The organism is Streptacidiphilus sp. EB103A (assembly GCF_041261405.1).
GTDB lineage: Bacteria > Actinomycetota > Actinomycetes > Streptomycetales > Streptomycetaceae > Streptacidiphilus.
In genome coordinates, this window is the sequence record NZ_JBGCAQ010000010.1 from 82,196 (window position 1) to 106,295 (window position 24,100).

General features: G+C 71.9%; 18 protein-coding genes. 9 read left to right on the forward strand and 9 right to left on the reverse strand.

The features are described from left to right. Positions 1–75 precede the first annotated feature (75 nt). From ABH941_RS17940 to ABH941_RS17950, 3 genes are all read left to right on the forward strand, one after another. Positions 76–774, forward strand: coding sequence for a hypothetical protein (locus ABH941_RS17940; protein WP_370130313.1), 699 nt, complete (start codon positions 76–78; stop codon positions 772–774). Between the two features lie 91 nt (positions 775–865). After that, on the forward strand, positions 866–1,672 hold the full coding sequence (locus tag ABH941_RS17945; protein WP_370130315.1) for a thioredoxin domain-containing protein: 807 nt from the start codon (positions 866–868) through the stop codon (positions 1,670–1,672). A gap of 115 nt (positions 1,673–1,787) precedes the next feature. Next, complete coding sequence (locus ABH941_RS17950) at positions 1,788–2,837, forward strand: PucR family transcriptional regulator (RefSeq protein ID WP_370130317.1); 1,050 nt, start codon at positions 1,788–1,790, stop codon at positions 2,835–2,837. On the opposite strand, the gene ABH941_RS17955 is transcribed toward ABH941_RS17950, so the two are convergent. The 4 genes from ABH941_RS17955 to ABH941_RS17970 form a co-directional block, all read right to left on the reverse strand. Continuing rightward, on the reverse strand, positions 2,771–7,480 hold the full coding sequence (locus ABH941_RS17955; RefSeq protein ID WP_370130319.1) for a DNA repair ATPase: 4,710 nt from the start codon (positions 7,478–7,480) through the stop codon (positions 2,771–2,773). The two genes, ABH941_RS17950 and ABH941_RS17955, sit on opposite strands and share 67 nt — an antisense overlap. A 34-nt stretch (positions 7,481–7,514) precedes the next feature. Beyond that, on the reverse strand, positions 7,515–9,548 hold the full coding sequence (locus ABH941_RS17960; protein ID WP_370130321.1) for an SPFH domain-containing protein: 2,034 nt from the start codon (positions 9,546–9,548) through the stop codon (positions 7,515–7,517). A gap of 59 nt (positions 9,549–9,607) precedes the next feature. Beyond that, the gene (locus tag ABH941_RS17965) at positions 9,608–10,306 is read right to left on the reverse strand and encodes a hypothetical protein (RefSeq protein WP_370130323.1); all 699 of its coding nucleotides are present in this window, start codon (positions 10,304–10,306) and stop codon (positions 9,608–9,610) included. A gap of 178 nt (positions 10,307–10,484) precedes the next feature. After that, the gene (locus ABH941_RS17970) at positions 10,485–11,111 is read right to left on the reverse strand and encodes an alpha-ketoglutarate-dependent dioxygenase AlkB (protein WP_370130325.1); all 627 of its coding nucleotides are present in this window, start codon (positions 11,109–11,111) and stop codon (positions 10,485–10,487) included. 130 nt (positions 11,112–11,241) lie between these two features. On the opposite strand from ABH941_RS17970, the gene ABH941_RS17975 reads away from it, so the two are divergent. Then, entirely contained in the window at positions 11,242–12,804 is a 1,563-nt protein-coding gene (locus ABH941_RS17975) for a hypothetical protein (protein WP_370130327.1), read from the forward strand. Positions 12,805–12,832: 28 nt separating this feature from the next. Here the strand turns inward: ABH941_RS17975 and ABH941_RS17980 are convergent, their stop codons facing one another. Next, positions 12,833–13,186 (reverse strand): ArsR/SmtB family transcription factor, encoded by a 354-nt coding sequence (locus ABH941_RS17980; RefSeq protein WP_370130329.1) that lies wholly within the window; start codon positions 13,184–13,186, stop codon positions 12,833–12,835. 34 nt (positions 13,187–13,220) lie between these two features. After that, positions 13,221–13,841, reverse strand: coding sequence for a LysE/ArgO family amino acid transporter (locus ABH941_RS17985; RefSeq protein ID WP_370130331.1), 621 nt, complete (start codon positions 13,839–13,841; stop codon positions 13,221–13,223). 70 nt (positions 13,842–13,911) lie between these two features. Between ABH941_RS17985 and ABH941_RS17990 the strand changes: the two genes are divergently transcribed. The 3 genes from ABH941_RS17990 to ABH941_RS18000 all read left to right on the forward strand — a co-directional run bounded on the left by ABH941_RS17990 (position 13,912) and on the right by ABH941_RS18000 (position 18,155). Continuing rightward, complete coding sequence (locus ABH941_RS17990; protein WP_370130543.1) at positions 13,912–14,853, forward strand: LysR family transcriptional regulator ArgP; 942 nt, start codon at positions 13,912–13,914, stop codon at positions 14,851–14,853. A gap of 102 nt (positions 14,854–14,955) precedes the next feature. Then, a complete protein-coding gene (locus tag ABH941_RS17995; protein WP_370130333.1) occupies positions 14,956–17,139 on the forward strand; it encodes a transglycosylase domain-containing protein in 2,184 nt (727 codons plus the stop codon). A 353-nt stretch (positions 17,140–17,492) separates the two neighbouring features. After that, complete coding sequence (locus ABH941_RS18000) at positions 17,493–18,155, forward strand: LuxR C-terminal-related transcriptional regulator (protein WP_370130335.1); 663 nt, start codon at positions 17,493–17,495, stop codon at positions 18,153–18,155. Between the two features lie 355 nt (positions 18,156–18,510). Here ABH941_RS18000 and ABH941_RS18005 read toward each other — a convergent pair whose 3' ends face one another. After that, complete coding sequence (locus ABH941_RS18005) at positions 18,511–19,437, reverse strand: helix-turn-helix domain-containing protein (protein WP_370130337.1); 927 nt, start codon at positions 19,435–19,437, stop codon at positions 18,511–18,513. Beyond that, the gene (locus ABH941_RS18010; RefSeq protein ID WP_370130339.1) at positions 19,434–21,233 is read right to left on the reverse strand and encodes an ABC transporter ATP-binding protein; all 1,800 of its coding nucleotides are present in this window, start codon (positions 21,231–21,233) and stop codon (positions 19,434–19,436) included. The genes ABH941_RS18005 and ABH941_RS18010 overlap by 4 nt, the downstream gene beginning before the upstream one ends. Before the next feature lie 569 nt (positions 21,234–21,802). Between ABH941_RS18010 and ABH941_RS18015 the strand changes: the two genes are divergently transcribed. Together ABH941_RS18015 and ABH941_RS18020 are read left to right on the forward strand one after the other, a co-directional pair. Continuing rightward, entirely contained in the window at positions 21,803–21,940 is a 138-nt protein-coding gene (locus ABH941_RS18015) for a hypothetical protein (RefSeq protein WP_370130341.1), read from the forward strand. A gap of 178 nt (positions 21,941–22,118) precedes the next feature. Then, the gene (locus ABH941_RS18020; protein WP_370130544.1) at positions 22,119–22,646 is read left to right on the forward strand and encodes an NUDIX hydrolase family protein; all 528 of its coding nucleotides are present in this window, start codon (positions 22,119–22,121) and stop codon (positions 22,644–22,646) included. Between the two features lie 39 nt (positions 22,647–22,685). On the opposite strand, the gene ABH941_RS18025 is transcribed toward ABH941_RS18020, so the two are convergent. After that, positions 22,686–24,092: an aminobutyraldehyde dehydrogenase gene (locus tag ABH941_RS18025; RefSeq protein ID WP_370130344.1), complete on the reverse strand. Its 1,407-nt coding sequence runs from the start codon at positions 24,090–24,092 to the stop codon at positions 22,686–22,688. Positions 24,093–24,100 lie beyond the last annotated feature (8 nt).

Here is a 24,100-nt window from a genome sequence, read left to right on the forward strand (position 1 = left end):
AGGCACTCCTGAGAGCTCCTCCGCCGTTCACCGGGTCCCTGTGCCGGGTGGGCGGCGGCTGGCATACTCGCCGGTGTGGGCAGCGGACTTCCGACAGTGAGGGTGGCACGCGCGGCGGTCTTCGCCGGCGTCTCGCTCGCGCTGTCCGCGGGCGGCCAGGTCCTGGTCACCCACGCGCCGCTGCCGATCGCCACCGTGCTGTGGGCCTGGCTGGCGGTCTTCGCCCTGGCCCTGCTGCTGACCGGCGCGGAACGCGGTTTCGCGCGGATAGCCGCCGTCCTGGTCCCGCTGGAACTGGCGCTCAACGCCATGTTCAACCTGGGCCAGCAGAGCTGTGGTCCCGCCGTGCCGACCACGACCCCGTCGACCGGACTGATGAGCGGGCTGCCCACGCTGCTGCTCTGCGGCCGGGGCAGCGTCCCGCCGCACACCGCGGCCGTCGGCTCGGGGCCGCTGAGCGGACTGTTCCGGCTGACCCTCCCGGCCGATCCGACCCTCGGGCAGTTCAGCCTGCTGCTGGCGGTGCACCTGATGGCGGCGCTGCTCGCGGCGGCCTGGCTGCGGCGCGGGGAGGCCGCGGTGTTCCGCACCCTGCTCGCCGTCGCGCTGGCCGCGACCGCGCCGCTGCGGGTGCTGTTCGCGGTGCTGACGCCGCCGGTGCAGCCCGGCGTCGCGGTGCCGGCCGCGCCGAGGCGCAGCCAGCCCGGACCGCAGCAGGTCCTGCTCAGGACCGCGCGCAGGCGCGGTCCACCGCTCTGCCCGGCCGTGTGCTGAGCAGAAGCAACCCCCGTAGGGGCGCTGCTGTTGTTCGCGCACATCAGCGGACCAGTCGGAGCATCCCCCACGGAGCAGGAGCACCATCACCATGAGCAGCAACAACACCAAGAACAACAAGAGCAACAGGACCGACGCCCGAACCCGGCTGAGCGCCGAGCGGGAGCGCGAGCAGCGGGTGGCCGCGCTGCGCAGGAAGATGCTGATAGGTCTGTCGACCGTGGTCGTCCTCGCCGTCGGGGCCGGGGTCGCGGTCGTCGCCACCAGTTCGGGCTCCTCCGGGGGCAGCAGCACCGCGCTGGCTGTGCCCGCCAACACCACCGGGACCAACGGCACCGTGATCACCTACGGCAAGGCCGACGCCGCCAACACCCTGGACGTGTACGAGGACTTCCGCTGCCCGATCTGCGACGAGCTGGAGAAGGCGGACGGCTCGACCATCCTCAAGCTCGCCGACAACGGCACCTACAAGATCCAGTACCACATGGCCACCTTCCTGGACAGCAACCTCGGCGGCTCGGGCTCCGCGAACGCGCTGGCCATGGCCGGGGCGGCGGTCAACGAGAGCGCGGCGAAGTTCGTCCAGTTCCACACGGTCCTCTACGCCAACCAGCCGGCCGAGACCACCGATGCCTTCGCCGACACCAACCACCTGCTCGACCTGGCCCGCAAGGTGCCGGGGCTGGTGACCCCGGCCTTCGAGCAAGCCGTGAAGAACGGCACCTACAAGCCCTGGGCGCAGCAGGTGAGCAACGCCTTCAACAACAGCGGCGTCACCGGCACCCCGACGCTCAAGCTCAACGGCAAGACCATCACCGTGTTCGACAACAGCACCGGCAAGCCGATCAGCGCCGCCGCGTACGAGGCCCTGGTGGCGCAGACCATCGCGGCCAAGTAGCGGGACCGAGTAGCCGACGGCCGCCGCGGCTCCGGCCGTGGCGGCCGCCATCTCCTTCTCCGGCTACGGGCGTTACGCTTGCGCGTCGCAGTTCGTACGGGGGAGGGAACCGCAGATGGCCACTGCTGTCACGGCGGCACAGGATCCGGGTGAGTGGGCCGGACTGCTGGAGGATGTCGCCAGGACCGGACGGCGGCTGCGCCGGGAGGAGCTGGAGCGGCTGCGCTCCTACGGCGACCGCGCGGCCCAGGAGGGCCGGGGGCTCGCCGAGCTGGTGGACGAGCGGCTGGTGGAGACCGGCGCGGTGTGGACCGGACGGACCGTGGACGGCCCGTCGCTGGCCGCGCTGCGGGCCGCGGTCGCGGCGCTGGCCACCGGACACGGACGGGCCTACCGGGAGCGGCTGCAGCGCGACGAGTCGGGCCGCCGGGAGTTCGTCGCCGACCTGCTCAGCAGCCGCAGCGACCTCGGCCGGCTGGCCGAGCACGCCGAGCGCTTCGGCCTCAACCTGGCCTGCGCCCATGTCGTCGCGGTCGCCGACGGCGACGGCTACGACCTGGAGGACCCGCTGGTGCGGGGCGTGGAGCGGCAGTTGCTGGGCCGCTTCGGCGAGCAGGACGTGCTGCTGGCGGTGAAGCACGGGCGGCTGGTCTGCATCGTGCCCGGCGGACCGGGCGAGGCCGCGGCGTTGCAGGCGTTCGCCGCGCTGACCGAGGGCCGGCGGGTGGTGGTGGGCCGGCCGCACAGCGGTCCCGGCGGGGTGGTGCGCTCCTACGAGGAGGCGCGCGGCGCGCTGGAGCAGGCCAACCGGCTGCGGCTGCCCGGCCAGTTGCTGCGCGCCGCCGACCTGTTGATCCTGCCGGTGCTGCTGCGCGACCGGGACGCCCTGGAGGAGCTGATCCACGGGGTGCTGGAGCCCCTGGTCGGCGCGCGCGGCGGCCCCGGGCCGCTGCTGGAGACCCTGGCCGCGTACGCCGACTCCCGCTACGTCGCGGCGGAGGCCGCCCGGCGGCTGGGGCTGAGCGTCCGGGCGCTGTCGTACCGGCTGGAGCGCATCGCCCGGCTCACCGGGCTGGACCCGGACGACGCGCTGCAGCGCTACACCCTGGAGACGGCGGCCTTCGGGGCCCGGTTGTTGGGGTGGCCGGACCAGGCGGGAGCGTAGTCGGCCGGGGTGTACTCGGCGCAGAGGTGGCGCCAGCGGGCGGTCTGTTCGGCTCCGGCCCGGCCGCGCAGCAGCGCCAGCCTGATCAGGTTGGCCTCGGCGGCGCTGCCCAGGGTCTGCGCCTCGGCCAGGTAGTGGTCGTCGACCAGGGCCTCCAGTTCGGCGTCGTTGAGCACCGGGTCGATCCGGGCAGCCAGCGCGGCCATGGTCCGGTAGGAGCCCTGCAGCAGGAACGGCGGCTCGGTGCGGGCGGCCTCCTCCTGGCCGGCCGAGGCGATGTAGGCGCGGTTGACGTCCAGCACGGTCTGCTGCACCCGGCGCATCCGGGCCAGCACGGCGAGCACCCGGTCCAGGTCCTGGACCGGACGGGCGAGCTGGTCGGCTTGGGCCGAGGGGTCGCCGGAGGCCATCCTGACGAGCAGTCGGAGCTCCGCCGCGGGGCTTCCGGCGAGCGGCGCCAGCACCGGGTTGGCGGCCAGCGCGTTCTCCAGGAAGCTCTGGGCGAACAGTTCCTCACGACCCGTCAGCACCTCGCCGAGATTCCATACGTCGGCGCGGTTGGCGAGCATGTCGGGGATCCGGAAGCGCTGTCCCGACGAGGTGTAGGGGTTGCCGGCCAGCGAGACCGCGAAGCGGCGGCCGCGCAGGTCGAAGCTGCGGGCCCGGCCGTCGCTGACCGCCTCGATCCGCCGCTGGGCGTCGCAGAGCGGGATGAACTTCTGCAGCAGGTCGGAGGAGACATGCTGGATGTCGTCCAGGTGCAGCAGCACATTGCTGCCTGCCTCCAGGGCGAAGACGATCTTCTCGACCTCGCGCCGGGCGGCGGCGTCCGGCGCGCGGTCGGGGTCGAGCGAGGTCGTTCCGGCGCCGAGGGCCGGGCCGTCGACGCGCACCATCAGCAGCCCGAGGCGGTCGGCGACGTACTCCAGCAGCGTGGACTTGCCGTAGCCGGGCGGGGAGAGCAGCAGCAGCAGGCCGCTGCGGTCGGCGGACGCGGAGTCGAGCGAGCCCAGCTGCTTGGCCAGGTTGTCGCCGATCAGCGGGAGGTAGACCTCGTCGATGAGCTGGTTGCGGACGAAGCCGGCCAGCGGGCGCGGGCGGTAGTCGTCCAGGCGCAGCCGGGCCCGTTCGGTGGCCAGTGCGTCCGCGCGCTGTCGCTGGAAGGCGCGGAACGCACTGACCCGCTCGGTCCTGAACCGAGCGGCCTGGTAGGGGAGTTGGTCGATGCGGACGGTGAGCCGGCCGTCCTGGATCCGGGGGTGGCTGCCGAGCAGGCCCTCGACGGTCTCGCTCAGTGGCGCGTCCACGGGGTAGCGGGGCAGCTCCGGGGCGCAGAGCAGGGAGACGGCCTCGGGCAGCGCGGCAGCGGCGTCCGGGGCGAAAGCGCTCAGCCAGGCGGTGGCGAGCTGGTGCCGGGACGGAAGGTCGTCGGCGAGTTCTCGCAGGTCGGCGGCGAGCAGCGGGCCGCCGGGGGTCTGTTCGAAGGCGTCCAGCAGGGTGCGCGCGTCGGCGCCGGCGGCGAAGCCCTCGGTCGGGTCGGCGAGTTCCTCCAGCAGGTAGTCACCGGCCGGCGGGGTCTGCGGAAGCCCGTTGGCCGAGCCGAACCGGGCGACGGCGTCGGACAGTTCGGCGGCGAGGTCGGCCAGGGCGGCCGCCGGGCCGAAGGTGGAGCGGGCCAGGACCAGCGAGCGGGCCCGGCGCTGCCAGCCGCGGCGCTGGGCCTCGTCCGCACCGTGGGCCCAGAAGAGCTGGGCGGAAGCGCGGACCTCGGCTGGGTGCTGCAGCAGTCCGGCCCCGGCGCGGAGTCGGAGCAGCGCGCCGAGGATGAGCACCGCGTCCTGGTCGTGGACGCCGCGCTCGTAGCCCTCGTCGTACGCCGCCTCGGCGGCTCGGCGCACCTGCCGTTCCAACGGTTCGTCAGTTGTGGCACCCAGCAGACCGGTTGCCAGGTACTCGGAGCGGTAGAGCGCCGGTGACTCGCTGACCAGCGGCTGGGTCCAGAACTCGCGGCCCGCCAGCAGCGCCGGGTCGTGCGCCTCGCGCCGGTAGCCGGTGCCGGTGACCGAGAAGGCGAGGCCGTCGCCGTCCGGGAGCAGGGTGAGCTCGACGGGTTCGCGGCGGACCGCGAAGCGGTGCCGGCCCAGCCGGACCGTGGCGCCGCCGTCGGCAGAGAGGTCGGCCCGGTCCCGCAGGGTGCGCACCGCGGTCTGGCCGGCGCCGGTGAGGCCGTCCTCCAACTCCTGGGCGCGGACCCGGTCGTCGAGGGAGCGCAGTTCGGCGGCGGCGCTGCGGACCCGGAGTGCCATCGGGTCGGCGGCCAGCGCGGCATGGATGTCCTCGGCGGTGCCCAGTCCGGCCAGCCTGCGGCGCAGCGCCTCCAGGGATCGGGTGGCGGAGGCTGCGAGCCGGTCGGCGCGGGCGGCGGCCTCGTCCAGCAGGGTCTGTCGGCGGGCGGCGAAGGCCTGCTGGATCGACTCCCGGCGGTCGGCGAGCTCGGCGGCCCCACCCGAGAGTTGCAGATCGGCCTCGGCGAAGCGGGCCTCCAGGCCGTCGAGCCGCAGCAGCAGCCTGGCCAACTGGTCGTCGGCGGCCGCGGGGGAGTCGGCAGCGGCCAGGGCCGCCGTGGTGGCCTGGGCCAGCAGCGCGGACTCGGCGGCATGGGCGGAGCGGTGCTCGGTCTCCAGCAGCGAGCGGCGGCGGGTGTCCAGGATCGCCCGGGCCCGGTTGACGGCGGCCAGCACCTCACCGATGGCGAGGAGCACGGCGGTGCCCGCGCCCGGATCGGCCGTCACCGCACCGGTGACCAGGTCGGTGACGGTCGCCAGAGCCTCCGCCTGCTCGGCCAGCCGGTCCGCGAGCCGTCCCGCCTCGGCGGCGGTGGTCAGTCCCGCGGCGCTTTCCGCGGCTTCGCGGGCGGCGGCGAGCGGGGCGGCGAAGGCGTCCGGCCCGGCGAAGTAGCCGAAGGCACGTTCGGTCGCCGACTCCAGCTCGGCGGCCAGCGCGGCCTCGACGGCCTCCAGCGCGGGCAGGTCGAGCTGCGGCAGTTCGCGGCAGGAGCGAGTCCGTCCCTGGGCCCGGCGCAGGTCGCCGAGCAGTGCCGTCCAGCCGTCGGCGTCGGTGGGGGGCTCGCCGTGGGAGCGGCGGACCAGGGCGGCGGCGTCCTCCCGCGCCGCGGCGACGGCATCGGCGGCCCTGGCCGCCAGGGCGCCGATACGGGCCTGCTCGGCTCCGACCTGTTCGGCGGCGTCGCGCAGTTCGGCGAGGGGTTCCAGCAGCCCGGCGCCACCCAGCCAGTAGTGCCGGTCGGCGGCCTTGGCGCAGGCGTCCAGGATCAGCGCGGCGTCCACCAGGTCGGCGCCGGAGGCACTGCGGACCACGTCCAGGCAGTCGGCGATGCCGCGTACCAGGTCGGCGTTGCCGATCCGCTCCAGCGGGTCCTCGCCGACCTGCTGCGAAATTGCGGCGTCGGCCGAGGCGAAGGGGCTGTGCCACAGCTGCACCTCGTGGCCGCGTACGGGTTCGCGGTCCGGCTTGAGCAGGACCAGCGTGCCGTCCGGCAGCAGGGTGTAGCCGGTGCCGTGCAGCGGGGCGGCCGCCTCGCGGCGCACGGTGTTCCAGGACAGCAGCAGCACCTGGGCGGTGCCGGGCCGGCGCAGGACGTAGAGCAGGTCCTCGCCGCCCAGCGAGGGCAGCACCGCGTCGAAGCGCAGCCCGTCGGTGCCGTCGGTGCGGAAGGCGCGGTTGGTGCCGTCGGCGAGCTCGTAGCCGCCGGGGAAGATCAGGCCCTGCTCAGCCGGCAGCAGCCTGGCCCCCTGGCCCAGCGAGTCCTGCCTGCGGACCGAGCCGGTACGGGTGTTGACGACCAGGTAGCGGTCGGCGGCCTCGTTGTAGGGGCGGACGCAGAGCACCAGCAGCGGTGCGGCGACGGTGTAGGCGACGGCGGCGTCGGCGAGGCTCTGCAGCGGGTCGTCGACCGGCTCCGCGTACAGCTCGCGCCCGTCGACCGCGGAGCGGACGGTGAGGCTGCCGCCGGTGGCGGTCACCGTGACCTGGCCCTCGATCAGGACCCGGCCGTTGTCGTGGTGCTCGCGCCCGGTGGTGGTCCAGGGCAGTTCGAACACCGGCGGGCTGGGGATCTCCCGCTCGCCGTGGTTGTCCAGGTACTCGGCCTGACGGTCGCTCACTTTCCATTGCAGGACCCGGATGTCGCCGTCCTGCTCGCCGGTGCGGAAGACAGCGAGCAGCCGGGCGGAGGCGGTGCGGACCAGCTCGACCAGGCGTGCGTCGCGGTAGTAGCGCAGCAGCTCGGCCAGGTCCCGGTGGAACCGCTCGTCGTCCAGCAGGCCGGGGACGGTGCCGGGGTCCAGCGGCTGTCCGTCCTGGTCGTGCAGCGAGAGCATGCCCTCGGCCAGGCCCGGCGCCGACGTCCCCAGCAGCAGGACGCCGGGCCGGATCGCGATGATGCCGCAGGCGGTGGCCTCGGCGGCGGTGCGCAGCCGGGCCGAGGCCGCCAGCTCCAGCACAGGGGCGCCGAAGACCTCCTGCCGGCGGGTGTTCAGCTCCGCCGCCCGGCGGCCGAGCTCGGCCGCGCGGTCCGCGAGCCGGGTCCGCAGGATCTGGAAGGTGCCGTCCTCGACGCCCATGGCTGTTCCTTGCTCCTTCTGCTTCGATCCGCGGTTACTTGGTGCTGCCGTTGACGATCTGAGCGGGCACGGCCGGCACGGTGGGCGCCGTTCCGTCGGCTCCCGTTCCCAGCAGCTTCAGCAGCATCGCCAGGTTCCAGGGGCCGCCGGCCGCCAGCGAGCCGAGCACCTCGGTGGCGTCCTTGCTGAAGCTCTTCTCGCCGCTCAGCCATTCGGCACCGAGTGCCTTGATGACGTCCGAGTTGTCCACCGCCGCGTCGATGCCCCTGCCGAAGGACACCGCGCCGATCAGCTTCTCGAAGAACATGCTGTCGCCGCCGACGATGTCGATGTCCGCGCTGGTCAGACCGGCAGCCAGGACCGAGGCCTGGGCCTCGGCGACCTTGCGCTGCACCTCAAGCCCGGCCAGCCTGACCTCCTTGTCCGCGGCCAGCCGCAGCCGGAACTCCTCGTGCGCCCGGGACACCTCGTCCAGCGCGGCCATCGCCGCCGCCTTCTCCTTGAGGCCGGCCGCCTCACCCAGCAGCCGCTCCCGGATGCCGACCGCGTCCGCCATCGCCTTGCTCTCCGCGACCGCGGCCTCGGCCAGACCGGCCTTCTCGATGCCGACGGCCTTCTGCTGCAGGCCCTCGGCCTCGGCCTCCATCTTCGCCCTGATGCCCGCCGCGTCCGCCATCGCCTGACGCTCCGACACCTCGGCCTGGGCCAGCCCGACCGCGCCGACCCTGGCCCGCTCGCCCTCGGCCAGCCGGATCGCCGCGGTGGCGTCCAGCTCCGCGGTCTGCTGCCGGGCCTCGGCCAGGACCAGCTGCTCCCTGGCGCTGAACTGCGCGGTCTGCTCGGCGGCCTCGGCCGCCTTGATGTCCTTGACCAACTGCTCCTGGGCCTCGCCCTCGGCGGTGATGATCACGGCCTGACGGGTGCGCTCGGCCTCCTGGACCAGCCGGACCCGCTTGATCTCCTCCTCCTGCTCGGCGACCGTGCGGTCCACCGCGACGCGCTCGCGCACCACCTCGGCGACGCCCCGGCGCTCCACCTCGACCTGGCGCTCCATCTCCGCGCGGGACAGCTCGACCTCGCGCTCCCGGTTGACGACCTCCAGCAGCCGGTCCTTCTCGATCCGCTCGGTCTCCACGGCGATGACCCGCTCGCGGTTCTTCTCGGCGACGGCGATCTCCCGCTGCTGGTTCTCCCGCTGGACGCCCAGCAGTTCCTCGGTGCGCAGCAGGGCGCTGTGCGACTTCAGCCGCTCCTCCTCCTGCACCTGCAGGGTGGCCGCCTCCTCCTGGGCACGCAGTGTCTCGATGCCCTTGCGCTGCCGGATCTCGGCCTCGGACCGGCGGCGTTCCAGCTCCAGCACGGCTTCGCGGGCGTCGACGTCCTGGCGGGTGATCTCCATCTGCTCGTTGCGCTGGAAGTCGTTGGTGCGGATGTGCTCCAGCGCGGTCAGTTCGGTGATCTTGCGGATGCCCTGGGCGTCCAGGATGTTGGCCGGGTCGAGCTGCACCATCGGGGTCTGTTCGAGGTGGTCGATCGCCGCGTCCTCGAGGTGGTAGCCGTTGAGGTCGGTGCCGATGGCCGCGATGATCCGGTCCCGGAACTCCTCGCGCTTGGTGTAGAGGTCGATGAAGTCGAGCTGCTTGCCGACGGTGCGCAGCGCCTCGGCGAACTTGGCGGCGAACAGGGTCTGCAGGGTCTCCTGGTGGCTGGCCCGGTCGGTGCCGATGGCCTGGGCGACCTTGACCACGTCCTCCTTGGTCTTGTTGACCCGGACGAAGAAGGTGATCTTGATGTCCGCGCGGATGTTGTCCTGGCAGATCATCCCCTCGCGGCCGGAGCGGACGATCTCGATGGTCTTCACCGAGATGTCCATCACCTCGGCGCGGTGCACCATCGGCAGCACCAGGGCGCCGGTGAAGGTGACGTCGACGTTCTTGGGCTTGTTGACGATCAGGGCCTCGCCCTGGACCACCTTGCGGAACAGCCGGCCGAAGAGCAGCAGCGTGCCCAGGCCGATGAGCAGGAGGACGGCGATGAGCACGCCGATTCCGATCGTGACAGCAGACATGACTGATCCCTTGGGCGGCCGCTTGAACGGCCTTGAAGTGAATGGTTTCTGAATGGACGTCAGCTGAGCTGGCGTGGAACGGCACCGGGGATTCCGGGCATCACCCGGAAGAACTCGCCCTCGGCGTCGTAGTCGTAGATCAGTGCGGAGGCGCCCTTACTGAGCTCGCTCCCCGGCCCGGCCGCTTCGTCGAGGCTCTGCCGTACCTGCACCAGGGCCGCGGATCCGTCCTCCGCGCGCACCTCCGCCTGGCCGAAGTCCGGGCCGACCCGCCCGGTGCGGATGACGCAGGGGCGTCCGACGAAGTCCCGGCGGGAGGGCGGCGGGGCGGGCGCCGGCATGATCCGCCGCAGCGGCCATGCCAGCACCCGGGCCCCCGCCCAGCCGACGACCAGGGCCCCTGCCAGGACGGCACCCCCGTGCCTGCCGTTCAGCAGGGTCTGGCCGGTCAGCGCGCCGAACCAGGCGAAGGCGACCACCAGCGAGACCGCCACCGTGATCGGGACCCCGCCCAGTCCGAACGTTCTCTGCAGACCCCCGTTGAGGTGGCGCAGGCCGGCGCGGACGCCGCCCTGGTGGTGTCCAGCGGGGCCCCCGTGACCACCGCCGTGACCACCGCCATGACCACCCCCGTGGTGTCCGGCATGCAGATGCGCTCCCCCGAGCAGCACCAGCACCCAGTACGCCACGACGACGACCAGTGCGAAGCTGAAGACCACGGTCGGATACCCCGTGACCACCCCCGTGAAGCCACCCACTGCTGTCGCCGCCTCTGCAGATCCTCCGTGGTGGCACTCTGTGCCACCTGCGCCAGAGTGGCAGCGGCGGAGCAGCCCGCGCACTGCGTGATCCCGGCAGTCTTAACGGGTCCTTGGCATCCTGGTTCTGATCCAATTCTCCGGGGGCGACCCCCCGTGCCCCCACGTGAAGGCAGGCTCAGGCCACTCCGCGCGGCCGGTACTGGATGCTGATCCGGGGGCCGACCGGCCTGGCCGTCTTGGGCACCGCGTGGTCCCAGGTGCGCTGGCAGGAGCCGCCCATCACCAGCAGATCGCCGTGGCCCGGCATCAGCCGCAGCGAGTCGCCGCCCTCCCTGGGCCGGAGCAGCAGGGCGCGGGGCTCGCCGACGGAGACGATCGCGACCATGGTGTCCTCGGTCCGTCCGCGGCCGATCCGGTCGCCGTGCCAGGCGACGCTGTCCCGGCCGTCGCGGTAGTAGCAGAGCCCGGCGCTGCGGAACGGCTCCCCCAGCTCGTCGGCGTAGTGGGCACTCAGCGCGGCCCGGGCCCGGTCCAGCACCGGATGCGGCAACTCGGCCCGGTCCCCGTAGTACGCCAGCAGCCGCGGTACGCCGACCACACGCTCGTACATCTCGCGCTGCTCGGCCCGCCAGGGCACGGTCGTCGCCAGGTGTTCGAACAGCGTGTCGGCACCGGTGAGCCAGCCGGGGAGCAGATCGACCCAGGCCCCGTGCGCGAGCGGGGTACGCCGCAGCCCGGACAGGCCAAGCAGGGCGGGCGCCTCCGCCTCGCCGAACAGGGAGTTTTGGAGTGCGACGGTCATGGGATCCAGCGTACGCCTCTTTCGAACATATGTACTAGTCAGCCCGAACTCATCAGCGAAAACCACTGCCGCACGAGCCTCCGCTGTCGCTATGATCCGCTTCTTCACCCCGCGTTCATAGGAGCCCGCTGTGCGGCGCATACCGCTGACCCTTGCCGCGACCGCCGCGTTGCTGCCGGTCGTCTACGCCCTTTCGGCTGTCCCGGCACAGGCCGCGAACGGCTCGCTCGCCGTCACCACGATCGGGCGCAACGGAGCCAGGATCACCTCGACGGTGAACATCCTGTCCATGTCCACCTGGGCCGTCTCCACGGTGCACAGCGGACAGCGCGCCTCGCTGGCCAAGGGCCGGTACGCGGTCCTCACCGACATCCAGACCCCGGACACGTCGCCCGCCGTGATGGGGATGACCGACACCCTCGCCGCCCAGGAGATCACGGTCTCCGGCAGCGACTCGCTCACCCTGGACGCCCGCAAGGGCAAGCAGATCAAGATCTCCCTCGACGCGACCTCCGGGAGCGCGGCCAAGAACTACACCGGGTTCGTCAACGGCGCGGTCTGCGCCGGGCCCACGACGCTGGGCCAAGTCGGCGCCTACAACGAGCCGGGCGGGCTGTACGAGATCCCCAACTCCTCCCGGGACCTTTCCTTCGCCTGGCTGCAGAGCTGGCAGGGCGACAGCAACGGCACCGGCTATCTGCTGAGCTCCCAGAGCACCGGCCTGCCCGCCGTGCCCAGCGCCGGCTACCGCAAGTCCCAACTGGCCCAGGTGAACGCGACCGCACGACGCAGCGAGCAGGCCTCGGGAGCGACCTCGATCGAACTCCAGCCCACCCCGGCACAGCTGGACTGCCAGACCGACCTGTGGGGCGGCGGCTATCAGCAGGACGCCCCCTTCAGCCGCACCTTCTACGTCACCCCCGGCGTCTGGACGTCCCGTACCGACATCTTCGGCAGCCAGGGCGACATCGGCGGTGCGTTCGCCAGTCCCACCGACTTCCTCGCCGGACACAGCTACTCGCAGATCTTCGGCAAGGCGGTCTGGGGTCCCACCTCGGGCATCCCCTACGTGTCCGGACGGGCCGTCAGGTTCGACTCCTCCGGACTGATCAACGACGCCACCGGCGGCACCGACGGTTCGGCCGGCTCCCGCGGCACGGTGACGCTGACCAGGAACGGCAAGACCGTCAAGAGCCAGTCCTACTCCGGCGGTGCCGCCTTCTCCGCCGGCATCAACGCGGCGGGCTGGTACAACCTCGTCCAGTCCGGGGCGCGCACCACGGCCGGCACGCTGTCCTCCAACGTCACGGTCAACTGGCACTTCTACGCCAACCCAGCCACCTCGCAAGTCCTCCCCGGCTACACCGCGCAGCTCTCCCCGGCGGGGCTGGGCGGCTTCAACCAGGCCACGCCGAAGAGCACCACCGATGTCGCCGTCTACCTGAGCCGCACCCAGGGCAACGGCTGGTACGGCCCCGGCTTCGCCAAGGAGACGGTGAAGTCGCTCCAGATGTGGTCCTCCGGCGACAACGGCAAGACCTGGCAGACCATCCAGGTCAGCAGGAGCGGCAACCACTTCGTCGCCGCGGTCCACAATCCGGCCTCCGGAGCGGTGGCGCTGCGCACCCTGGTCACCGACACCCAGGGCAACACCTCGGACCAGACGATCGTCCGCGCCTACGCGATCGGCTGAGCCGGGCGCGGTTCCCCGGCCGCTCCGGTCAGGGCTCCCCGGCCTCGCTCAGGACCAGGTCCAGCAGGCCGGGGAAGCGCTCGTCGAACTCGGCGCGGCGCAGCCGGTTCACCCGGCGGGCGCCGCTGTCGCGCTGCTCGATCAGGCCGGCCTCGCGCAGCACCGCGAAGTGGTGGCTCAGTGCCGCCTTGCGCACCGGTACGTCGAAGCTTCCACAGGCCCGCTCCCAGTCCTGACTGGCCGCCAGTTCCCGTACCAGAGTGAGCCGGACCGGATCGGCGAGGGCCGCGAGCGCACCCTGCAGCGGCACCTCGCGCGGATGCCGGTGCTCCGGCTGGGCCCGGCCCCCGGGTGCTTCGGCGGCTGGCACGGGTGCTGACACGACGGCCTCCTCTGTTCGCGCTTGGTCGAACAGTTTAGCCGCGCAGCGCCAGGCCGGCGCCCATCGCCAGCATGGTCGCGGCGATCAGCAGGTCCAGGGTCCGCCAGGCGCCCGGCCGGGCGAACACCGGGCGGAGCAGCCGGGCGCCGAAGCCGAGACCGCTGAACCACAGCATGCTGCCGGCCGCGGCGCCCAGGGCGAACATCCACCGGGCCGATCCGTAGCCGGCCGCGACGGTGCCCAGCAGCAGCACCGTGTCCAGGTAGACGTGCGGGTTGAGCCAGGTGAAGCCGAGGCAGCTCAGCACCGAGGACGAGAGCGACCCGCCGGTGGCATCCGGTGCCGCCGACTCGACCAGCCGCCCCGGCCGCAGGGCCCGCCGGGCGGCCAGCAGCCCGTAGCCCACCAGGAACGTCGCGCCGATCCAGGTCACCCCCGTGATCACCCCGGGAAAGGACTGCACCAGCGCGCCCAGACCGGCCACCCCCAGCACGATCAGCGCCGCGTCGGAGAGGGCGCAGATCCCCACGATCGCCGGGACGTGCTGCCGCCGGATGCCCTGGCGCAGCACAAAGGCGTTCTGCGCGCCGATGGCGACGATCAGGGAGAGGCCGGTTCCGAGCCCGGCTGCGGCGGCGGCGATGTCTGCGTCCATGCGTCCGACCGTAGGAGCGGTCGGTCGCATGAGGCCAGCTAAAGTTTCTTACGTATCATTAGCAGCTGTGATGTCGGAACTCCCGCTGGACCTGGTCCGTACCCTGCTCGCCGTCGTGGACGAGGGCAGTTTCGACGCGGCCGCACGGGAGCTGCGGCTGACGCCGTCGGCGGTCAGCCAGCGGATCAAGGCCCTGGAGCGGCGGGTCGGCCGGGTCCTGGTGCTGCGCACCAAACCGGTGGGACCGACCGAGTCCGGCGAGGTGCTGGTACGGCTGGCCCGGCAGCTGGTCCGGCTGGAGGACGACGCGGCCGCCGAGCTGGGCCTCCCGGCCCCCGGCGACGACAGCGGCAGCGCCGAGGGGACCGGACGCGCCACCACTCTCGCGGTCGCGGTCAACGCCGACTCGCTGGCGACCTGGTTCCTGCCCGCGCTCTCCCAACTCCCCCCTGAGCTGCGGGTCTGCTTCGAACTGCACCAGGAGGACCAGGCCCGCACCGCCGACCTGCTGCGCCAGGGCCTGGTCTCGGCCGCCATCACCGCCGCACCGCACCCGGTGGCCGGCTGCACCGTGAGCCCGCTGGGCAGCATGGCCTACCGCGCCTGCGCCACCCCCGACTTCGTCGAACGGTGGCTCACGCCCGGCCCGCTGGCACAGACCCTGCCGTCGGCCCCGGTGATCGTCTTCAATCGCGACGACGACCTCCAGGACGCCTTCCTCCGCGACCTCGCCCCGGACGCCGGCCCCGGCGCGGGCCGGCTCCGCCACTCCATTCCCGCCTCGGACGCCTATGTCCGCGCGGTCGCGGCCGGCCTCGGCTGGGGCCTGCTGCCCGACGAGCAGGCCGCGCAGCTGCCCCCCGGCACCGTGGTCGACCTGGCCCCGGGACGTACCGTCGAGGTCGCCCTCCACTGGCAGCAGTGGAAGCTGGACTCCCCGCCGCTGGCGGCCCTGGCCGCCGCGGTCGCCCGCGCCGCCGCGGGAACGCTGACCCCGCCACGGCGACGCTGAGCCGCAGACCCGGCGGGCTCTCAGCATTTTGTGGCAACTCCGTGACAGTAGTGACAGGCCCTCCGTCGGATCCTCTTAAGATCGCCGCTTATCGTGGGGCCCATGGCAGCGAACCGCAGCAGCAGCACCCCCCTCCAGAAGGTCGGCAACGGCCTCGGCCTTGTCGGCGCGAGTGTGCTGGCAGGTGCGATCGTCGCCGGGCTCGCCATCCCGGCGGTGGGCGCGGTCGGTCTGGGGGCGAAGACCACGGCCGACGACTTCAACAGCCTCTCGGACAGCCTGGCGATCCCGACCCTGTCGCAGTCGTCGACGATCTACGACTCCGCCGGCGGGGTGATCGCCACGGTCTACTCGCGTGACCGACAGGTGGAACCGTTGAGCAAGATCGCTCCGGTGATGCAGAACGCGCTGATCGACATCGAGGACCACCGGTTCTACCAGCACGGCGCGATCGACCTGACCGGCACGCTCCGCGCGCTGACCCGGAACGCCTCCAGCGGCTCCACCCAGGGTGGTTCCACACTGACCCAGCAGCTGGTCAAGAACATCTTCATCGAGGAGGCCGGCGACGACGCGACCCTGGTCGCCCAGGCCACCGCGCAGACCACGGACCGCAAGATCAAGGAACTGCGGTACGCGATCAACTTCGAGAAGACGCTGACCAAGCAGCAGATCCTCGCCGACTACCTCAACATCACCTACTTCGGCGGCAAGGCCTACGGCGTCGAGGCGGCCGCCGAGCAGTACTTCAGCGTCCACGCGAGCGAGCTGTCCCTGCCGCAGGCGGCCCTGCTGGCCGGCCTGGTGCAGGCGCCCTCGACGTACGACCCGATCGCCAACCCGCAGACGGCGCTCAAGCGCCGCAACGAGGTCCTCAACTCGATGGCCTCGTACGGCTCCATCACCCCGGCAGCGGCCAAGGCGGCCGAGGCCACCCCGATCAAGCTGAAGATCAAGCACGCGTCGGAGGGCTGCATCACCGCCAAGAAGGGGGAGGAGTTCTTCTGCGACTACGTTAAGTCGATCATTCTGAAGGACACCACCTTCGGCAAGACGGCAGCCGAGCGGTCGGCGGTCTGGTACACCGGCGGGCTGAAGATCTACACCACGCTCAACCCCACCGACCAGGCCGCCGACGTGAAGGCCGTGGCCGACCACGCGTACGCGAGCGACAAGGCCGTCGCCGCCTCGACCATGGTCGAGCCCGGCACCGGCAAGATCCTGGCGATGACGCAGAGCCGCCCCTACGGCACCGGGTCCAACCAGACCGAGATCAACTACAACGTCGACTCGCAGCACAGCGGCGGCGGCGGTTTCCAGACCGGGTCCATCTTCAAGGCGATCACCGCGGCGGCCGCCCTGGAGCAGGGCATCCCGCTGAGCTACACCATCAACGCGGTGGCCTCGGCCGACTTCCCCGAGATGACCGACTGCAACGGCAACCGCCTGCTGGCCACGCCCGGTGACCAGAACGACACCACCGTGCCGTTCGGCAACATCAACATGGTGAAGGCCATGGCCTCCTCCGTGAACACCTACTTCGTGCCGCTGGAGGCCAAGGTCGGCCTCTGCAACGTGGTGAAGATGGCGCAGCGGCTGGGCCTCGGCTACCAGGGCAGCGCGGATTCCAAGAGCTCGACCGGGCTGACCCCGATTCATCAGGTCCAGACGCTGACCCTGGGTGTCAACGACCTGACCACCCTCCAGATCGCCAACGCCTACGCCGCCTTCGCCGCCAACGGCACCTACTGCAACCCGACCGCGATCACCCGGATCACCGACACCAAGGGCAAGGACCTCAAGGTCCCCAGCTCGAACTGCCAGCAGGTCGTCAGCACCAGCGTCGCCGCCTCGGTCAACACCCTGCTGCACTCCGTGGTCGCGGACCCGGGCGGCACCGGCGCCACGGTCGGCAACATCGGCTACGACACGGCCGGCAAGACCGGTACCACCAACAGCGAGGACCAGGCCTGGTTCGCCGGTTACACCAAGCAGATCTCCGACGCGACCATGATGACCAACCCCTCCGCCCCGAGCACCTACTCGCTCGACGGCAAGACCATCGGCGGGACGTACTTCTCCACCGCGTACGGCTACCTGACCTCGGGGCCGATCTGGAAGCAGGCCATGCTCGCGGCCATGAGCGGACTCCCGCACCTCAGCCTGACCTTCGCGGCCGAACCGGCGGCGACCACGAACAACAACGGCAACAACAACGGCAACAACACCAATAACGGGAACAACGGCAACAACGGAAACACCGGAAACACCAAGAACGGCGGCTGACGCCTCCGGCCCAGGCCGCCCAGCACCGAACGAGTGCCGCACCGCTCCCCGCGGTGCGGCACTCGCGCCGTTGACCCTTCCAGGCTCCGAACTTCCCTGTACTATCCGGGCAGTTGTGACCTGAGTCGGGTGCGAATGCGTCAAGAACCTGCCGGGGCGGGCGAGTAGCCACCATACTGAACTATGACTCGTGCATATGCCGCTGGCCTGATCCGCAGCGGCCCGCGCGGGCCCGGCCGACGGCCCCTGCGCCAGGGGGCAGGGCTGGTGGCCTACAGGTTGATGTGCGAACAGGCACATGCCCGAAAGCCGGAGGTGGACTGCATGGACAGAGTCGGGAAGTCGGGTCCGCCATGGTGAACAGACGGCTCGCACTGGTGGGTGCTTCCTCGATATTCCAGGACGGACTCCGTGCGGTTCTCGACGCCGTCGACGAATTCAGCATCGTCGGCGAAGCACAGGACATGACCGAGGCTCTCCATGCGGTCGGCCGCTGCCATCCGGACGTGCTGGTGATCGACACCGAGTCGGTGGAGAGCGGATGGCTGGCCCGGATCCCGGATCTGCAGGGCCATCCCGACGGGCAGGCGCCCCGGGTGCTGCTGCTGATCGTCTCCGCCGACGACGGCCAGCTGCTGCGGGCCGTCGCGGCGGGCGTGGACGGCTGGGTGTTCAAGGGCGAGGAGACGGCCGACCTGATCGCCGCGGTGCGGGCCCTGTCGTCCGGCTACGCCTGGCTGTCGCCGCAGGTCGCACGCCAGTTGCTGGACCACTGGCGGGACACCCTGGCCTCGCCCGCCAAACCGCCCTCCGAGGAGGTGGACCGGCTCAGCCGACGGGAGTTGAGCGTGCTGGGGCTGGTCGCCCACGGCTGGTCCAACGCCGAGATCGCCGAGGAACTGGTCCTCGGCGAGGCCACGGTGAAGACACATGTGTCACGGATTCTGACCAAGCTCGATCTGCGCAACCGCGTCCAACTCGCCGCCTTCGCCCACCGCAACGGGCTGACGGTATAGCGGAACGGCCGAACAATGCGACATTGTTCATCCTTTCGACGGAACTGTGGATTCCCGCTCACGGCCGACGACGACGGTGCGGCACAGCCCTAGCGTGGTGTTGCCCGCCCATGCATTCCCTGCGCCGCCGGAAGGCCCCAGGACGGCATGCGGACGCAGGGAAAGGGGCGGGAACGGCGGTGCATGCGGACACCGCCGGACCGCAGTACGGAGGTGGGTTCCGACAACGCGGTCAGCCGCGCCGACTGAGCGAGGCCGAGCAGTCGGCGCACCCGGCAGGTCAGGCCGAAGGCCCCCGAACCAGGGGAACTCCGGGCTGGCCTGCCGTGCGCCGCGGGCTGCCAGAAGCCGCGGACTACCAGAACTTGACCCCGGCGACACTGCTGATCAGCGCCAGCGAAGCGGTCGGGCCGGCCGCCCGGGCCAGCAGGGTGCCGACGGCGAAGCGGTACCGGCTCACCGAGGGCTGGTCGTCGAGCAGTTCCACACCCGTCAGCTGCTCGCGGACGACCACCGGTGACGATCCGTCGGCGAAGCCGAAGACGGAGAACGGGCCGCCGAGGCCGGGCACGGCCGCCCTGCTGAAGGGCAGCACCCTCAGCTCGACGCCGGGACGGCGGCCCAGCTCCGCGAGCCGGCGCAGCTGCCCCCGCAGGACCTCCCGGTCCCCGAACGCCTGGTGCAGCACCGCCTCGGTGAGCACCACCCGCAGCCGCGGCGGACCGTCGGGCCGGTCGAGCACCGCCCGTCGCCGTTTCCCCGCCGCGACCAGGGTCCGCACCCGCGTCGACGACGGCTCGCCGGGCGGCCGTCCGGACCAGCCGGGGAGGGCGGCGACGGCGGCGCTGTACTCCTCGGTCCGCAACAGTTCCGGCACCGACTCCGGGTCGTAGAGGGCGATCTCGGCGGCGGCCGCCTCCAGGCCGAGGTGCCCGTCGGCTCCGGGCGGGAGCTGCCGGCGGTACTCGCGGGCCTGCCACCACTGCGGCGTACGGGTCCGCGCCGCGCACTCGGCCAGCACCGCCGCCCGGTCCCCGGGGACGTGGTAGAGCGCGCAGACCGCACGCACCTCGGCGTCGCGCAGTGTGCCCTCGGCGCGTTCCAGCCGGGACACCTTGGCCACCGACCAGCCCATCGCCTCGGCCACCTGACGCCCGGTCAACCCGGCGCCCTCGCGCAGCAGTCGCAGCTCGGTCCGGAGCCTGCGGCGGCACAGCGCGGGCGCCCGCGGCGCCGGGGCCACCGCCGTCCCCGCGTCCTGCATCTCCTCGACACCGGTCATGCCGACCCCCGCAGACCGAGCGCGGCCGGAGCGACCAGCCCTCCGTGCTCGACCGAGAGGAAGGCGTCGGCCTGCTCGGCGAGGTGCGCGTCATGGGTGATCAGGAAGGTGGTGCGGTCGGCCATCAGCCGTTTCAGCGGCTCCATCACCCGCGCCGCCGACGCGGCGTCCAGGCCGGTGGTGGGCTCGTCCAGGACCAGCACCGGCGTGTCCCGCACCAGCGCGCGGGCGATCGCCAGCCGCTGCCGCTGGCCGCCGGAGAGCAGCCGTCCGCGCGGGCCGATCGGCGTCTCGTAGCCCTCCGGCAGCGAGGACACGAAGGCGTCCAGGTCGGCGCCGGCCGCGGCGCGGCGGATCTCCTCCATGCTCGCCCCGGGCCGCCCGTAGGCGATGTTCTCGCCGATGCTGGCGTCGAACACCATGGTCTCCTGGGGGACCAGGGTGACCGTGTCGCGGAGCCGGCTCAGCGGCAGGCCGGCGATGTCCTGGCCGTCCAGCAGGACGCTGCCCGAGGTCGGGTCGTACAGCCGCAGCAGCAGCTTGGCGACGGTGGACTTGCCGGCGCCGCTCGGGCCGGCGATCAGCACCAGCTGGCCGGGCCAGGCCGTGAAGCTGACGTCGTCCAGGATCGGCCGCCGGGTGTTCGGGTAGGTGAAGCCGACCCGGTCGAAGGAGAGCACCCCGCGGGCACGGGGGCCCGGCACAGCCACCGGGGCCGCAGCGGGCCGTCCGGTGCGCGACAGGACCTGCGGGTCGCGCACCGAGGGATGCGTCTCCAGGATCTCCAGCACCCGCTCGGCCGCCGCGGTGGACGAGGCGAGGCTCAGCTGCACCGAGCCCAGCGCCTGGATCTGCGGGTAGAGGTAGCCGAGGTAGGCGGAGAAGGCCAGCAGTCCGCCCAGGGTCAGCCGTCCGGCGGTGATCTCCCAGGCCCCCGCCACGATCACGCTCAGCAGGCACACCGTCTCGACCAGGGTGGCCAGCGGCCCGTAGGCGTAGGAGAGCTTGTACTGCCTGATGACGGCGCCCATCCAGGCGACGCTCTCCCGGTGCACCTTGGCGCCCTGGGCGTCCTGCCGGTTGTACGCCTGGACCAGCGTCATATTGGCCAGGCTCTCCTCGATGGCGGCGGTGAGCGCGCCGTTGCCGTCCCGCTCCTCCCGGGAGACGCTGCGGATCCGCTTGCTGAACACCCGTGCGGCCAGCCAGAACAGCGGGGCGGCGGCGAAGGTGAGCAGCGCGAGGCCCCAGCGGACGTAGAGCGCGGCGCAGGCGAAGAAGACCGTGTTCGCCGCGCAGGTGACCAGGGTGACCGGGGTGGTGACCACCAGCCCCTCGATGGCGTCCACGTCCGAGGTGAGCCGCTCCACCAGGTCGCCGGTGGGACGGCTCTCGAAGAAGTCGGGGGAGAGCTGCTGCAGGTGGTGGAAGGTCCGGTCGCGCAGCCTCCGCAGGAAGTTCTCGCCGACCCAGCTCAGGGTGTAGCTGCCGGCGAAGGTGGCCAGACCTTCGACGGCGGCCAGCCCCAGCCAGAGGAAGGCCGGCTGCCACACCAGGGTGAGGTCGCCCTTCGACAGCACATGGTCGGTGATGTAGGAGAACACGGCGACGATGGCGACGTCGCAGGCGGAGGAGACCAGCAGGCACAGCGCGGCCAGGGCGAGCCGCAGCCGCCAGACCCGGGCCAGCGGCCAGAGGTTCCGGAATGCCTCCCGCGCGGAGATCCTGGCCCGGCGCCGTTTCGGCGCCAGTTCCGCCAGGTCCCCCAGCCTGATCATGAGGGTGTTGTCGTTCATGGCCCCCCTTTCCTTGTGGCGCAGCTCAGCGACCGCAATTCGTGTATACGCACCCGAGAATTACGAACTTTCAGACTCGGGCGGCGGACCGCCGGTTCCCCGGAATCGAGGCCGATCCGGAGTGGGGCCGAACTCACAGGTTGCTGACGACCGGGACACAGGATTGACAGCATTCACAGGGTCCGACCGGCACTCGTGGGCGCCCCCAGCGGCCGAGTCCATCGACATAACAGCAGGTGGACGGTGCATGATGGCCCTGGGGCGGAAGCGTGAGGAAAGTGTGGCGGCCCGAGAATTACACCCCGGCGACGGAGCTCCGGGGTTTCACAGGATCGGCTCTCCGCGGCACAGCTCCAGCACATAAGGGCAGACGGGAACGCCTCCCGAAACAGGCCTTTCCTGTGAAATGCAGCGCACTGCGGAACCCGTCCGGAATCACGGAACCAAGCCGGTCCTGGAGAGGTCTGTATGGTCAGTTCCACCGCAAGGGGCCGACCGGAAAAGCCGGTTCCGAACGGAAAGCAATTGGTGCCCCTCCGAACCCGGAGGGGAATAGGAAAGGATTCACCATGGCCCTCCCCCCGCTGCCGCTGCCCAAGCCCAAGAAGCAGCTTCCCCCGCCGCCGAAGGCGGCCAACGGCAAGAAGCCGCCGCTGCCCCCGAAGGGCCCCCAGGGCCCGAAGCCGCTGGGTCTGCCGAAGGGCTGATCCCGCAGCGCCGAACCTTCCCCGGGTTCGGCGACCCCCTGCCCAGGGCGGGGACCCCGTGTGAGGCGGGGTCCCCGCCCTGCGGCATGCCCGGCGGCATCTGCCCCGGCCCATGTCATCTGCCGAGAGCTGCACGCGAAGTGCCCGGGGATGCACGTACGATCAGCCAATGTCAGACATGACGGAAACCACGCCCGGCTGGCTCGCCTCCGACGAACTGGAACTGGCGCGCGCCCGGATGCCGATCCTCTACGTCGAAGCCGTGCCGGTCCGGGTGGACGACAGCGGCGAAGTGACGCACATCGGGCTGCTGCTGCGGATCGGTTCGGACGGGACGGTCAGCCGCACCCTCGTCTCCGGACGGGTACTGCACCATGAACGGGTCCGCGACGCCCTGCTGCGCCATCTGGAGAAGGACCTGGGCCCGGTGGCGCTGCCCCGGGTCCCGGCCTCGCTGCAGCCGTTCACCGTCGCCGAGTACTTCCCCACCCAGGGGATCACGCCGTTCCACGACCCCCGGCAGCACGCGGTGTCCCTCGCCTACATCGTCCCGGTCAGCGGTGACTGCCGCCCGCGTCAGGACGCGCTCGACCTGGTCTGGTTCAGCCCGCAGGAGGCCGCGTCCCCGCTGGTCCAGCAGGAGATGCCCGGTGGGCAGGGGGTCCTGCTCAAGCAGGCCCTCGCCCACGCCGGCTGCCTGACCTGACCTCGCTGCGGCGGCCCCGGGCCCGTTCAGGCAGCCTGTTCAGGCGGGCCTGAAGGAGTCCCGGGGCGCCGGAGCCGCGTGCTTGATCATGAGGTGGCGGGTGACCGAGTACTCCTGCACGGCCTCCTGGCTCATGTCCTTGCCGAACCCGCTGCCCTTGACGCCGCCGTGCGGGGCCTCGGAGGCGATCGGCAGGTGGTCGTTGATCCAGGTCACCCCGACGTCGAGCCGGTGGGACACCCGCAGCGCCCGGGAGACGTCCGAGGACCAGACCGAGGACGCCAGTCCGTACGGGGTGTCGTTGGCCAGCCGCACGGCCTCGTCCTCGCCGTCGAACGGCAGCACGACCAGCACCGGCCCGAAGACCTCGCCCTGGACGATCTCGCTGTCCTGGGCCGCTCCGGTGATCAGCGTCGGCGGGTAGTAGAAGCCGGGACCGTCGAGCGGCTTCCCGCCGCACAGGGCCTCGGCCCCGGCGGCGACCGCGCGGGTGACGAAGCCGTGCACCCGGTCCCGGTGCGCGGCGGAGATCAGCGGGCCGATGTCGGTTCCCGCCGCCCACGGATCGCCGGGAGTCACCGCTCCGAGCGTCCCGCGCAGTGCGTCGACCGCCTCGTCGTAGCGGCTGCGTTCCACGTACACCCGGGTCGCGGCAGTGCAGTCCTGGCCGGTGTTGTAGGTGGTGCCCAGCACCACCCCGGCTGCCATCTGCTCCAGTTCGGCGTCGGCGAAGACCAGCGCCGGCGCCTTTCCGCCGAGTTCCAGATGGACCCGCTTGATGCCCGCGACGGCGCCGCGCATCACCGCGCGCCCGGTCTCGGAGGACCCGGTGACGCTGACCATGTCGACACCCGGATCGGCGACCAGGGCGGTCCCGGTGTCGGCCGCACCGGTGACGACCTGCAGCAGCCCCTCCGGGCCGCCGGCCCCGGCCGCCAGCTCGGCCAGCCGCAGGGTGGTCCGCGGCGTCTGCGGAGCCGGCTTGATCACCACGGCGTTCCCGGCCGCGATCGCCGGGCCGATCTTCCAGACCGCCATCACCAGGGGGAAGTTCCAGGGCGCGATCGAGCCGACGACGCCGATCGGACGACGCAGCAGCACCGAGGTGTAACCGGCGCTCAGCACCCCCGCGCCGCTTCCCTCCAGCGACCGGGCGGCCCCGGCGAAGTAGCGCAGATTGTCCACCGCGAACGGCAGTTCGCCGTCGCGGAACACCGGAGCGGGCTTGCCGGTGTCCTCGACCTCCAGCCGGGTCAGCTCCTCCGCGTCGGCCTCCACCAGGTCGGCCAGCCGCAGCAGGAACCGGGCCCGGTCGGCCGGGGTCGTCTCGCGCCAGACCTCGTAGGCGGCCCGGGCCCGGCGTACGGCCGCGGCCACCTCCTCGGCGGAGCTGTCGGCGACCTCGGCGACGGCTGCGCCAGTGGCGGGACTGATCACGGTGCGCACAGTGAACT